The organism is Pseudomonas sp. RW409, assembly GCF_003184125.1.
GTDB lineage: Bacteria > Pseudomonadota > Gammaproteobacteria > Pseudomonadales > Pseudomonadaceae > Aquipseudomonas > Aquipseudomonas chlororaphis_I.
The window spans coordinates 291,204-304,347 of record NZ_QHHP01000004.1; the positions used below are offsets into that span (position 1 = coordinate 291,204).

Genomic DNA, 13,144 nt, shown 5'->3' on the forward strand with positions numbered 1-13,144 from the left:
CACATGGAGTTACAGCTGGGGCGAAAAATGTAGACGAAGAAAATAAAGTCGGCGAATCGACTCAGTACTTTAAATCTATATGAGAATTACTATAAATTACGCCACTTCTAAACTGCCATCATCGAATCGCCTGCCCAGGGGCGGGGCGCCGGTTGTGCTCAAGGACAAAAGCCGCGTATCGCGGTCGGGAGTCATGTTGGAAAACTACTATCGCGAGCTGGTGTGTTTCCTCAACGCCAAGCTGGGCAACCTGCAGGTGGCCGAAGATGTGGTGCATGACGCTTACGTGCGGGTGCTGGAGCGCTCCAGCGACACGCCGATCGAGCAACCGCGGGCCTTCCTCTATCGCACCGCGCTGAACCTGGTGATCGATGGCCATCGGCGCAACGCCTTGCGCCAGGTCGAGCCGCTGGATGTGCTCGACAATGAAGAGCGCTTCTTCAGCCCCTCGCCGCAAACCAGCATCGACCACGGCCAGCGCCTGGACATGCTGCAACGGGCGCTGGCGGAGCTGCCGGCGCTGTGCCGGGAAAGCTTCCTGCTGCGCAAGCTCGAAGGCCTGTCCCACCCCGAGATCGCCGAGCGCCTGGGGATCTCCCGCAGCCTGGTGGAGAAGCACATCGTCAACGCAATGAAACATTGCCGGGTGCGGGTCCGGCAGTGGGACGCCCATTGATCCTTCTTTGTTAAATTTTTTTTCACTGTCCTCGTTCCTACTCAACAGACGACCTGCTGCCTCGCCATGGGCCGATCAGGTCACCGTCGATTTCTCCCCGCGTTGAGGGATTTATCCAGAGGACACTGGAAATGACACAGGCAATTGCATCGACCATCGTTCACGACCTGATCGGTATCGGTTTCGGCCCCTCGAATCTGGCGCTGGCTATCGCGCTGGAAGAACGTGGCCAGATCCAGGGGCCGCTGGACGCGCTGTTTCTCGACAAGCAGGCCGACTACCGCTGGCACGGCAACACCCTGGTGGCCCAGAGCGACCTGCAGATTTCCTTCCTCAAGGACCTGGTGACCCTGCGCAACCCGACCAGCCCGTACTCCTTCGTCAACTACCTCAAGCACCACGGCCGCCTGGTGGACTTCATCAACCTGGGCACCTTCTATCCGTGCCGCATGGAGTTCAACGATTACCTGCGCTGGGTCGCCGGGCACTTCCAGGAGCAGAGCCGCTACGGCGAAGAGGTGCTGGCCATCGAACCGGTGCTGCACAACCAGCAGGTCGAGGCACTGCGGGTGATTTCCCGCGACAGCCAGGGCCAGGAATTCGTCCGTACCAGCCGTTCGGTAGTGGTCAGCCCTGGCGGCACGCCACTGATCCCGGACACCTTCAAGGCGCTCAAGGACGACGGCCGGGTGTTCCACCACGCGCACTACCTGGAACGCATGGCCAACCAGCCATGCACCAACGGCAAGCCGATGAACGTGGCGATCATCGGGGGCGGGCAGAGCGCCGCCGAGGCCTTCATCGACCTCAACGACAGCTTCCCATCGGTGCAGGTGGACATACTGATGCGCGGTTCGGCGCTGAAGCCGGCGGACGACAGCCCGTTCGTCAACGAAGTGTTCTCGCCGGCCTTCACCGACCTGGTGTTCCAGCAGCCGAGCGGCGAGCGCGAGCGCCTGGTCCACGAGTACCAGAACACCAACTATTCGGTGGTGGACGTCGACCTGATCGAACGCATCTACGGGATTCTCTACCGCCAGAAAGTCTCCGGCATCGCGCGCCATGCCTTCCGCACCCTGACCACCGTGGAGAAAGCCACCGCCACCGCCCAGGGCATCGAACTGGTGCTGCGCAACACCTCCACCGGCGAGCTGAGCACCCGCCACTACGATGCAGTGATCCTGGCCACCGGCTACGAGCGCCAGACCCACCGCGCATTGCTGGCGCCGCTGGAAGCCTACCTGGGCGACTTCGAAGTGGACCGCAATTACCGGGTCATCACCGACGAGCGCTGCAAGGCCGGCATCTACACCCAGGGCTTCAGCCAGGCCAGCCATGGCCTGAGCGACACCTTGCTGTCGGTGCTGCCGATTCGTGCCGAGGAAATCGCCGCCTCGCTGTACGAGCACGACAAAGGCCGCCACAGCCGTTCGGTGCGCGACCTGCTGCTGGCCACGGCCAGCTGATAGAGGCCGTCGGGCCCGATAGTTCTGTGTTGAATGTTCGGGCCTCATCGCGGGCAAGCCTCGCTCCTACAGACGCAAATCGACGTCAACCTGTAGGAGCGAGGCTTGCCCGCGATGGGCGGCGCAGCCGTCCCCCATTCCAACCCTCTCGATATCCCCGAAAATCCCCGCATCCAGCCTTCGCTGCCGACCCTTCCTGAACCTTCGCTGAAGAACTTTTCGATTCCCCCGCCCGGGCCTTTGCCGCCGATTTACTCGGCAAAAACCGCGGCGTAAGCTTCGCGCGTTTTCCATCAAGCGGAGACCCACAGTGGGTACTTGTTCGAGTGACAGTAGTCGGCCGGTTTCGATAACCGGCGCCTTCCCGGCAAGATAACGCGCCCGCTTTTTTTGCGCCGTTGTCTCGCCGTAACAGCGAGCGGCGGCTTCCCGACCGTGGCCTTCAGGGCCCGTTCCCGATGTCCTTCTCATCGACACTGCAACAGTGGGTGATGCCTGACGCATCGCCGCGCTACGGCTGCGCCTGTTCGCGCGGCCGGCGAACCCGACCTGGCTGTGAGTCTCCCGGCGCCGACCGTTAGGGGACACACCATGAACCTCACCCTGCTCAAAGAGTTTTTTGCCGGCTTCCTGCGGACCCGGCACTTCGCCCGGCACTTTCGCCGCCTGGCCTTGCTGGAAAGCTTCAGCGACGCCAGCGTCAGCCGCGATGTACCGCCCAGCCTGGCGCACACCCTGGTGGCCGCGGCCAACGACGAGGCCGCGGACCTGCTGCAACGCCTCGGCAGCCACACCGATGGCCTGAGCGAAGCCGAGGCCCAGGCCCTGCGCGAACGGCATGGCCTCAACGAGGTCGAGCATGAGCAGCCGCTGCCTTGGTGGACGCACCTGTGGCATTGCTACAAGAACCCCTTCAACCTGCTGCTGACCCTGCTGGCGGTGATCTCCTGGCTGACCGAAGACATGAAGGCGGCCACGGTGATTTTTTCCATGGTGGTGCTCTCCACGCTGCTGCGTTTCTGGCAGGAGGCCAAGTCGAACAAGGCCGCCGACGCCCTCAAGGCGATGGTCAGCAACACTGCCACGGTGCTGCGGCGCGATGTGCTCGATAGCGCGCCGTCGGTGTTCGCCAGGCTGCATGGCGCGGCGGTGGCGCACCAGGGCCTGCAACGCCTGGAACTGCCGATCCGGCAACTGGTGCCGGGCGACCTGATCCAGCTTTCGGCCGGCGACATGATCCCCGCCGATTGCCGGGTGCTCAGCGCCAAGGACCTGTTCGTCAGCCAGGCGGCGATGACCGGCGAATCGCTGCCAGTGGAGAAATTCCCGCGCCAGCAGGACGCCGCCACCCTCAACCCGCTGGAGCTGGACAACATCCTGTTCATGGGCACCAACGTGGTGTCCGGCGCGGCCACCGCGCTGGTCCTGACCACCGGCAATGCCACCTATTTCGGCGCCCTGGCCCAGCGGGTCGGGGCCACCGACCGGGCGCCGACTTCATTCCAGAACGGGGTGAATAAGGTCAGTTGGCTGCTGATCCGCTTCATGTTCGTCATGGCGCCGCTGGTGCTGTTCATCAACGGCTTCACCAAGGGCGACTGGATGGAGGCGCTGCTGTTCGCGCTGTCCATCGCCGTGGGCCTGACCCCGGAAATGCTGCCGATGATCGTCACCTCGACCCTGGCCAAGGGCGCGGTGTTCCTATCGCGCAAGAAGGTCATCGTCAAGCGCCTGGACGCGATCCAGAACTTCGGCGCCATGGACGTGCTGTGCACCGACAAGACCGGCACCCTGACCCAGGACAAGATCTTCCTCGCCCGGCATGTGGATGTCTGGGGGGAGGAGTCCGAGGACGTGCTGGAAATGGCCTACCTGAACAGCTACTACCAGACCGGCCTGAAGAACCTGCTGGACGTGGCGGTGCTGGAGCACGTCGAAGTGCACCGCGAGCTGCGGGTCGGCACGGCGTTCCAGAAGGTCGACGAGATTCCCTTCGACTTCAACCGGCGGCGCATGTCGGTGGTGGTGGCCGAGAAGGAGCGTGCGCACCTGCTGATCTGCAAGGGCGCGGTGGAGGAGGTGCTGGCGGTGTGCACCCGGGTGCGCCATGGCGCCGCCGAGGAAATGCTCAGCGACGAGCTGCTGGCGCGGATTCGCCAGGTCACCGCCGAGTTCAACGGCGAAGGCCTGCGGGTGGTGGCCGTGGCCGCCCGGCCGATGCCGCGGGGCCGCGACAGTTACAGCCTGGCGGACGAGCAGGGGCTGACCCTGATCGGCTACGTGGCATTCCTCGACCCGCCCAAGGAAAGCACCGCGCCGGCCCTCCAGGCCCTGGCCGCCCATGGCGTGGCGGTGAAGGTACTGACCGGCGACAATGAGCTGGTGACGGCGAAGATCTGCCGCGAAGTCGGCCTGGAGCAACGGGGCCTGCTGCTGGGCAACGACATCGAGCGCATGAGTGATACCCAACTGGCCAAGGCCGTGGAAACCACCAATGTCTTCGCCCGGCTCACGCCCTCGCACAAGGAGCGCATCGTCCGCCTGCTCAAGGGCAATGGCCATGTGGTCGGTTTCATGGGCGATGGCATCAACGATGCGCCGGCATTGCGCACCGCGGACATCGGCATCTCGGTGGACAGCGCCGTGGACATCGCCAAGGAGGCGGCGGACATCATCCTCCTGGAAAAAAGCCTGATGGTGCTGGAGGAAGGCGTGCTGGAAGGGCGGCGGACCTTCGCGAACATGCTCAAGTACATCAAGATGACCGCCAGCTCGAACTTCGGCAACGTGTTCTCGGTGCTGGTGGCCAGCGCCTTCATTCCGTTCCTGCCGATGCTGCCGATGCACCTGCTGGTGCAGAACCTGCTGTACGACATTTCCCAGATCGCCATCCCGTTCGACAACGTCGACGAGGACATGCTGGCCCGGCCCCAGCGCTGGCAGCCGGCGGACGTCGGGCGCTTCATGCTGTTTTTCGGGCCGATCAGTTCGATCTTCGACATCGGCACCTTCGCCCTGATGTGGTACGTGTTCGACGCCAATACCCCGGACCACCAGACGCTGTTCCAGTCCGGCTGGTTCGTGGTCGGGCTGCTGACCCAGACCCTGATCGTGCACATGATCCGCACGCCGAAGATCCCCTTCCTGCAAAGCCGCGCGGCCATGCCGCTGCTGGTGATGACGGGGGTGATCATGGCCATCGGCATCTTCCTGCCCATGGGCCCGCTGGCGCACTACTTCAAGCTGCAGGCGCTGCCGTCGCTGTACTTCGTGTTCCTGCCGGTGATCCTGCTGGCGTACATGGCGCTGACCCAGGCGGTGAAGGGCTTTTATATCCGCCGGTTCGGCTGGCAATAAGCGGAGCGCCGCACCAAATCCTGTAGCCGCTGCCGCAGGCTGCGCCAGGACCGCAGGTCCTCCGGCGTTGGCACGATCGCCACGGCCCTGCGGGCCGATCGCAGCCTGCGGCAGCGGCTACAGGGTCAATCCAGCGCTTGCCCGATGAGCGCCATCTATCCGTAGGAGCGAGGCTTGCCCGCGATGGGCCGTGCAGCGGCTCTGGTTCCGCGGGCCAACCGGCAATCGCCATCTGCTCGTAATACCTGCCGGTGCAAGATACCCGGCACCCTGGCCGGCCTCATCGCGGGCGGTTGGATCGCCGCCCGCTCGCTCCGGCAAAGTGCACCTATCCTGTAGGGGCAACCGACCGTCGCGTACTCAAGGACTTGATTCATGCAAGCACTCCAGAACATCAACCTGACCTCCCTGGTGGACACCCTGGTCAGCCTCAGTGCGGCCTTTATCCTCGGTGGCCTGATCGGCTTCGAGCGCCAATACCGGCAGCGCACCGCCGGCCTGCGCACCAACGTGCTGGTGGCGGTGGGGGCGGCGATTTTCGTCGACATGGCCAACCGCCTCGGCGGCGCCGAAGGCGCGGTGCGGGTGGTGGCCTATGTGGTGTCCGGCATCGGCTTTCTCGGTGCCGGGGTGATCATGCGCGAAGAGGGCAACGTGCGCGGCCTGAACACCGCGGCCACCCTCTGGGCCTCGGCGGCGGTGGGTGCCTGCGCCGGCGCCGACCTGATCCTCGAGGCCTTTCTCGGCACGCTGTTCGTGCTGGCGGCCAATACCTTGCTGCGGCCGATCGTCAACAATATCAACCGCCAGCCGCTGGACGTGATCTCCGCCGAGGTCACCAACATCGTCTACGTGATCGCCCATCGCTCCAAACAGAAAGCCGTGTTCGCCCTGCTCGAAGCGGAGCTGGAGCGCAGCAACTACCCGGCCAGCGATATCGATGTCCATGCCTTCGGCAACGACGACGTGGAGATCGAAGCCACCCTGGCCACCACCTCGGTGGACGGCGACGAACTCGACGCGCTGGTGGCGCGGCTGTCCACCTCGGCCCTGGTGGAGCAGGCATTCTGGAGTCCCAGTACCACCGAATAGACCGCGCAATCGTGTTGGTGCGGTGGGGCGATGCGCCTGTAAACAGCGGGCTTTTTGTCGAGAGGAAAAAATTCTCCGTCTACAGCGATTTTTGCGAATCGTCTTAAAGAGTCGGCCGGGGGCCATCGGATAGTCTGTTGAACCTCTGTGTTCAACCGAGAGTTGCCACGCCGATGCCCAACAAACGCCTGAGAATACTGATTGCCGACGCGTCCCGGGAACGGTGTGGACGCATCCAGCGTGTGTTGAATGGCCTGGGTTACTTTCGCGTCGCCACGGTGGAGGCTTTCCGCGAACTGGTAACCCTGACCCACTATTCCTGCGAGCCCTTCGAGAACTTCGACCTGTTGCTGCTCAGCGGCGAGCTGGCGTTTGCCGCCGGGGTGGACGCCGGCGTGTTCTGCCAGGGCAACCCGCAGATCCGCCATGCCATGATCTACGGCGGCCGCACCGACCATGCATTGCCGGTGGTCCTCGGCGCTTCTGCGTTACAGGAGATTCTCTGGGTGCAGGGCGCAACGCAGGAAATCCTCCTGCGCTTCATTGCCCATATCAATCCTCCCTCCTCGGGCAAAGACCGAACCTGCTGAATACTGGAATAGCCCCCGCAGTGGCTGGGAACAGGGCTGCGTCGTGCTGCTGGCGGCGGACACCACCACCTGGCCAGCGGTTTTCCGATGGCCGCTGCCGGGGCCGGGCGGGCCTTTTGTCTCCCCCGGGCCGGGCAAGAAGCAGGGCCCAAAGCTGCCCATCGATACCGGGTGTATGCCGCCGATGCCCGTGGATATCCCAGGGAAACGAGCATTTCAGGCTTAAAAAGTAGGGGAAAGCCGTATTTTAGTAATGTGGAGTAGGGCTTTTCAGAAAAACCTTAGAGAAAACACTCGGCTGCTCCCCTAGCCTTTATTCGTAGGCTTGGAGCCTGTCATCTCAGACTTTTTCATGGTCGCGAAAAAATGCCGAATAAAACGTTACGAATCCTGATCGCCGATGAACAGCATTTTCATCGAATGAAAATCGAGCGGGTGCTGAACCAGCTGGGCTATTACCGGATTGCACCGATGTATCGACTCATCGAGGTGTTGAACATCGTGGAATATGGCAGTGAGCCAATGGACCTGCTGATCATCAACGCCTCTCTGGGGTTGCAGGCCCGGCTCGATATCGTGGCGTTCTGCATGGATAACCCGCAGGTCCGTCACGTACTGGTCTATGACTCCGAGCTTCTCGGCATGCCATCGATTCCACCCGGCTCGCGACGCAAGCTGTATATCAGCAGCCTGCCGTTGCCGGACTACGAGACCATCAGCCGCTTGATGAGGGCCATCGACACCGGCCGCCGGAGCAGGACCCCGGCGGCCGGAACGTTTCCCGGCAGCTCCAATGAGGAAGAAATAGCGCCCGACGGCATTCGGTTGAATGTCGTGGTGCGCTAGGACCTCAGTCCCACGCCGGTGCAATGCCGGCGGGGCTGGTCAGGCGATGCCCGCGCTCCAGATCGGCGATGCGCCGCATGTCTGCTTCGCCCAGGGTCAGGGCACAGGCCTTGAGGTTGCTTTCCAGGTTCGCGCGCCTGGTCGAGGAGGGAATCACCGCATAACCCGATTGCATGGCCCAGGCCAGGGTCACTTGAGCCGGCGTCGCCCGATGCTGCTCGGCGATCTGCTGGATGACCGGGTCCTTGAGCACTTCCCCGTAGGCCAGCGTCATGTACGAGGTGATGTGAATCCCCTGGCTTTGCGCGAACTCCACGACCTTGCGGTTCTGCAGGTAAGGATGCAGTTCGATCTGGTGGGTGGCGATGTGTTCGGCACCCACCGCGGCGATGGCCTGTTTCATCAGGTCGTTGGTGAAGTTGGAAACCCCGATCTGCCGGGTCAGCCCCAGTTGCCTGGCTTCCAGCAGCGCTGCCATGAACTCTTCGACCGGCACCTGGTTGTCCGGTGACGGCCAGTGGATCAGGGTCAGGTCCAGGTAGTCGGTCCGCAGCTTGCGCAGGCTGTCCTTGAGGCTGGGGATCAGCTTGTCGCGGGCGAAATTGGCGACCCAGATCTTGCTGGTGACGAACAGCTCGTCGCGGGGGATGCCGCTGTCGGCGATGGCCTGGCCGACCTCGGCTTCGTTCTCGTAGATCTGTGCGGTGTCGATCGCCCGGTAGCCCAGCTCGAGCGCGGTGCTGACCGAGTCGATGACCACCTGGCCTTGCAGGCGATAGGTGCCGAGGCCGAAAGCAGGTACAGACATGGATGACTCCAGATGGCAGTGGAAAGGCCACGAGTATCCCGGTCCGTACCTTTGAGAAAAACCGCCGGACAGGCAAAGGAATCTTTACCGCGAATCACGAATATCCCCGGCTCCCGCAGAGACGACGCACGCCCCGCAGGAGCAACCGGGCGACCCCCATCAATCACCCACCTCCACACGCGACAGGTTCAGCCACGGGCTTCGAGGATCATGCAGGTGGTGGAACCGGTGGCGTACAGGCGGCCATCGACATCGTAGATCCGCCCTTCGGCCAGGGCGGTGGAGCGGCCCAGGTGGACGATCTTGCCTTCGGCGCGGATCGGCCCGCTGCTGCCGGTCAGGGCCCGTACATAACTGATGCGCAGGTCCAGGGTGGTGTAGCCCTGGCCCTTGTTCAGCCGGGTGTGGATCGCACAGCCCATGCAGGAGTCCAGCAGGGTCGCGGCATAACCGCCGTGCACGCTGCCCAGCGGGTTGTAATGGCGGGCATCCGGGGTGCCCTGGAACACGAAGTGCCCGGCGGACCATTCGATGGGGATGAAATCCATCAGCGTGCCGATGGGCGGCGAGGGCAGTTCGCCGTTGCCGATGCCATCGAAGAATTCGCTGGGGGAGAGGGCGCTGACTTCGGCCAGGGACAGGCTGCCCGGACCGGCCAGGCGTGCGCGCATGGCCTGTTCCTGGGCAATCCACTGGGCCAGGGTGGCCTCGCGGGATGGGCTTTGCATGGGCGTTTTCCTCACTGGGCGGAATAAGATGACGAGCAAAATATTATGTTCGAAATATTATTTCGGCCAGTGTCAAAAACGCCACAGGTCGGAAGATTCAGCCTGGCTTCACCTGGAGCGCATCCTCAGGTGATATCGCTGCGGCTGAACTCCTCGCCGAGAAAGTCGATCAGCGTGCGCACCGACGGCAGCAGGCCACGGCGCGACGGGAAGATCGCATGGACGATCCCGCACTTGGGCGCCCAGTCCGGTACCAGCTGCACCAGGCGCCCGGCGGCCACATCGTCGCGCACCACCACGCTGGGCAGGTGGACGATGCCGATCCCCGCCAGGGCCGCCTGGCGCAGGGCGATCAGGTCGTCGGTGACCATCCGCGGCTTGTGGCGAATCTGCGCCAGGGCTTCGTTGGGGCCGAACAGCTCCCACTGGTATTCGCGCTGCGCCGAGCCCCAGTGCAGGCTCGGCAGGCCGCTGAGGTCGGCGAGCGAGGCGGGGCTCGACAGCCGCGCGAGAAAGTCCGGGTGGCCGACCAGCCACTGGGTGCTGTTGCCCAGCACCTTCATCACCAGGTCGCTGCTTTCCAGCGGCGGGAAGCGCACCCGCAGGGCGATGTCGAAACCTTCGTGGATCAGGTCGACCCGGCGGTTGGTGCTCTCGATGAACAGCTCCACCAGCGGGTACTTGAGCATGTAGCGGGTCAGCATCGGCCCGACCCAGGAGTTGAGCAGCGCGGTCGGGCAACTGAGGCGCACCAGGCCCTGGGGTTCGGAACGGTTGCGCTCGATGACTTCCGCGGCGCTTTCCGCTTCCACGCGCATGGCCAGGCAGCGCTGGTAGTACTCATGGCCGATCTCGGTGAGCGAGCAGTGGCGGCTGGTGCGGTGAATCAGGCGCACGCCGAGGCGTTCCTCGAGCTGGGCAATGCGCCGGCTGAGCTTGGACTTGGGCATGTCCAGGGCGCGCCCGGCGGCGGCGAAACCCCGGTGTTCGACGACCTGGGTGAAGTAATAGAGGGTGTTGAGGTCTTCCACCATCGTTCTCCAAATAGAACGCTAAGGACGATTTTTGCAGTCTAGTGCATCAAAGGTATGGGTTTTAAGGTGTATCCACGAAATAACTCACCCATGTCGGAGGCACCCGCATGAAAAACATCATCGGTATCTACACCAGCCCACGGTCTCATTGGGTGGGCGATGGTTTCCCGGTTCGTACGCTGTTTTCCTACGACAACCTGGGCAAGCACATCAGCCCGTTCCTGCTGCTCGACCACGCCGGCCCGGCTGAATTCACCCCGACCCAGGGGCGCCGTGGCGTGGGCCAGCACCCCCATCGCGGCTTCGAAACCGTGACCATCGTCTACAAGGGCGAGGTGGAACACCGCGACTCCACCGGCAGCGGCGGCAAGATCGGCCCTGGCGACGTGCAATGGATGACCGCGGCCTCGGGGATTCTCCATGAGGAATTCCACTCCGCAGCGTTCGCCCAGTCCGGCGGCACCCTGGACATGGTCCAGCTGTGGGTCAACCTGCCAGCGCGGGACAAGATGGCCGCCCCCGGTTACCAGACCCTTCTCGATGGCGACATTCCGGCCATTGCCCTCAAGGACAAGGCCGGCACCCTGCGGCTGATCGCCGGCGAGTTCGACGGCGTCAAGGGCCCGGCGCGCACCTTCACCCCGATCGACGTCTGGGACATCCGCCTGAATGCCGGCAAGCCCCTGACCCTCGACCTGCACCAGGGGCGCAACACCGCCCTGGTGCTGCTGCGCGGCACGGTCCAGGTCAATGGCCAGGAGCTGGTGCGCGAAGGTCAGCTGGTGCTGTTCGAACGCGATGGTGACCAGATCAGCCTGGAAGCCAACGACGACGCGGTGGTGCTGCTGCTCAGCGGTGAACCGATCGACGAGCCCATCGTCGGCCATGGCCCGTTCGTGATGAACAGCGAGGCCGAGATCCACCAGGCATTCGTCGACTTCCAGTCCGGCCGTTTCGGCCAGATGCCTGGCTGACACCCCCTTACCGACTTGCACAGGATGTGTAGGCCGGTTTCAGGGCCAGGGATGGCTGTTGCCTTAAATAAATGCCTAGACACCAGAGGAACTGCACATGAACACCCTCAACGCGGCCAACTTCAATGGCCTGAAACCGACCATCGACCCCAACGACGCGGCAATGCTGCTGATCGACCACCAGAGCGGCCTGTTCCAGATCGTCAAGGACATGGACGTGCCGCAACTGCGGGCCAATGCCATCGCCCTGGCGAAAGCCGCGACCCTGTTGCAGATGCCGGTAATCACCACGGCCTCGGTACCCCAGGGGCCCAACGGCCCGCTGATCCCGGAAATCCACCAGGAAGCGCCCCATGCCCGGTACGTGGCCCGCAAAGGCGAAATCAACGCCTGGGACAATCCCGAGTTCCGGGCGGCGGTAGAAGCCACCGGCAAGAAAACCCTGGTGATCGCCGGCACCCTGACCAGCGTCTGCCTGGCGTTTCCGTCGATCGCCGCGGTGCATGAAGGCTACAAGGTGTTCGCGGTGGTCGATGCCTCGGGCAACCATTCGCGGCTGGCCACCGATCTGACCATCGCCCGCCTGGCCCAGGCCGGGGTGGTGCCGATCGACATCATGGCCACGCTCTCCGAACTGCAGGGTTCGTGGAACCGTCCGGACGCCGAGCAGTGGGCCGCGGTCTACGCCCAGGCCATGCCGCACTATCAGTTGCTGATCGAGAGCTACATCAAGGCCCAGCAAGTGGCGAATGAACACGAAGTGCTGGATTCCCAGCGCTGAAGCAGCACCCCCCACGCCGATTTCCAGTCGGTATCGACAAGAAGCGAGGATTACCCCATGACTACTGCCTACAAGCGTCTCGATAAAGACAATGCCGCCGTGCTGCTGGTGGATCACCAGGCCGGCCTGCTGTCCCTGGTGCGCGACATCGACCCGGACAAGTTCAAGAACAACGTGCTGGCCCTGGCCGACCTGGCCAAGTACTTCAAGCTGCCGACCATCCTCACCACCAGCTTCGAAACCGGCCCCAACGGCCCGCTGGTGCCCGAGCTCAAGGCGCTGTTCCCGGACGCGCCGTACATTGCCCGGCCCGGCCAGATCAATGCCTGGGACAACGAGGACTTCGTCAAGGCGATCAAGGCCACTGGCAAGAAGCAGCTGATCATCGCTGGCGTGGTGACCGAGGTCTGCGTGGCGTTCCCGGCGCTGTCGGCCCTGGAAGAAGGCTTCGAGGTGTTCGTGGTGACCGACGCCTCCGGCACCTTCAATGAGCTGACGCGCGATTCGGCCTGGAACCGCATGTCCACCGCCGGCGCGCAGCTGATGACCTGGTTCGGCCTGGCCTGCGAGCTGCACCGCGACTGGCGCAACGACATCGAGGGCCTGGGCACCTTGTTCTCCAACCACATCCCGGACTACCGCAACCTGATCACCAGCTACACCACCCTGACCACCGGCAAATGACCTGCCGGTAGCCGCTGGCGAAGGCTGCGACCGGGGGCGCAGCCCCGTAAACCGGCCAACGCATTTTCCAGGCAGGTCCGGGGCTCAGGGGTTGCGGCAACTGCGTTG

At 63.6% G+C, this 13,144-nt stretch carries 12 protein-coding genes; 9 read left to right on the forward strand and 3 right to left on the reverse strand.

Annotation, left to right across the window (positions count from 1 at the left end; all coding sequences use genetic code 11):
- Positions 1–193 precede the first annotated feature (193 nt).
- The 6 genes from DK261_RS03860 (at position 194) to DK261_RS03890 (ending at position 8,027) form a co-directional block, all read left to right on the forward strand.
- A complete protein-coding gene (locus DK261_RS03860) occupies positions 194–676 on the forward strand; it encodes a sigma-70 family RNA polymerase sigma factor (RefSeq protein ID WP_016702389.1) in 483 nt (160 codons plus the stop codon).
- A gap of 131 nt (positions 677–807) precedes the next feature.
- On the forward strand, positions 808–2,142 hold the full coding sequence (locus DK261_RS03865) for a lysine N(6)-hydroxylase/L-ornithine N(5)-oxygenase family protein (RefSeq protein ID WP_053269563.1): 1,335 nt from the start codon (positions 808–810) through the stop codon (positions 2,140–2,142).
- A gap of 591 nt (positions 2,143–2,733) precedes the next feature.
- A complete protein-coding gene (gene mgtA, locus DK261_RS03875; protein ID WP_110175296.1) occupies positions 2,734–5,499 on the forward strand; it encodes a magnesium-translocating P-type ATPase in 2,766 nt (921 codons plus the stop codon).
- Positions 5,500–5,874: 375 nt separating this feature from the next.
- The gene (locus DK261_RS03880) at positions 5,875–6,591 is read left to right on the forward strand and encodes an MgtC/SapB family protein (protein ID WP_007927856.1); all 717 of its coding nucleotides are present in this window, start codon (positions 5,875–5,877) and stop codon (positions 6,589–6,591) included.
- A gap of 173 nt (positions 6,592–6,764) precedes the next feature.
- Positions 6,765–7,181 carry a hypothetical protein gene (locus DK261_RS03885; protein ID WP_029526230.1) on the forward strand — a complete coding sequence of 139 codons (417 nt, stop codon included), beginning with the start codon at positions 6,765–6,767 and terminating at the stop codon, positions 7,179–7,181.
- Positions 7,182–7,547: 366 nt separating this feature from the next.
- On the forward strand, positions 7,548–8,027 hold the full coding sequence (locus DK261_RS03890) for a hypothetical protein (RefSeq protein ID WP_028682085.1): 480 nt from the start codon (positions 7,548–7,550) through the stop codon (positions 8,025–8,027).
- A gap of 4 nt (positions 8,028–8,031) precedes the next feature.
- On the opposite strand, the gene dkgB is transcribed toward DK261_RS03890, so the two are convergent.
- The 3 genes from dkgB to DK261_RS03905 all read right to left on the reverse strand — a co-directional run bounded on the left by dkgB (position 8,032) and on the right by DK261_RS03905 (position 10,597).
- Positions 8,032–8,835, reverse strand: coding sequence for a 2,5-didehydrogluconate reductase DkgB (dkgB, locus tag DK261_RS03895; RefSeq protein WP_110175297.1), 804 nt, complete (start codon positions 8,833–8,835; stop codon positions 8,032–8,034).
- Between the two features lie 188 nt (positions 8,836–9,023).
- Positions 9,024–9,563, reverse strand: coding sequence for a PaaI family thioesterase (locus DK261_RS03900; protein ID WP_009049978.1), 540 nt, complete (start codon positions 9,561–9,563; stop codon positions 9,024–9,026).
- A gap of 125 nt (positions 9,564–9,688) precedes the next feature.
- Positions 9,689–10,597: a LysR family transcriptional regulator gene (locus DK261_RS03905; RefSeq protein WP_009049977.1), complete on the reverse strand. Its 909-nt coding sequence runs from the start codon at positions 10,595–10,597 to the stop codon at positions 9,689–9,691.
- A 107-nt stretch (positions 10,598–10,704) separates the two neighbouring features.
- On the opposite strand from DK261_RS03905, the gene DK261_RS03910 reads away from it, so the two are divergent.
- From DK261_RS03910 to ycaC, 3 genes are all read left to right on the forward strand, one after another.
- A complete protein-coding gene (locus tag DK261_RS03910) occupies positions 10,705–11,571 on the forward strand; it encodes a pirin family protein (RefSeq protein ID WP_016702382.1) in 867 nt (288 codons plus the stop codon).
- A gap of 97 nt (positions 11,572–11,668) precedes the next feature.
- Positions 11,669–12,352 carry an isochorismatase family protein gene (locus tag DK261_RS03915; RefSeq protein WP_016702381.1) on the forward strand — a complete coding sequence of 228 codons (684 nt, stop codon included), beginning with the start codon at positions 11,669–11,671 and terminating at the stop codon, positions 12,350–12,352.
- Between the two features lie 57 nt (positions 12,353–12,409).
- A complete protein-coding gene (gene ycaC / locus DK261_RS03920; protein WP_009049974.1) occupies positions 12,410–13,036 on the forward strand; it encodes an isochorismate family cysteine hydrolase YcaC in 627 nt (208 codons plus the stop codon).
- The last annotated feature ends 108 nt before the right edge of the window (positions 13,037–13,144 follow it).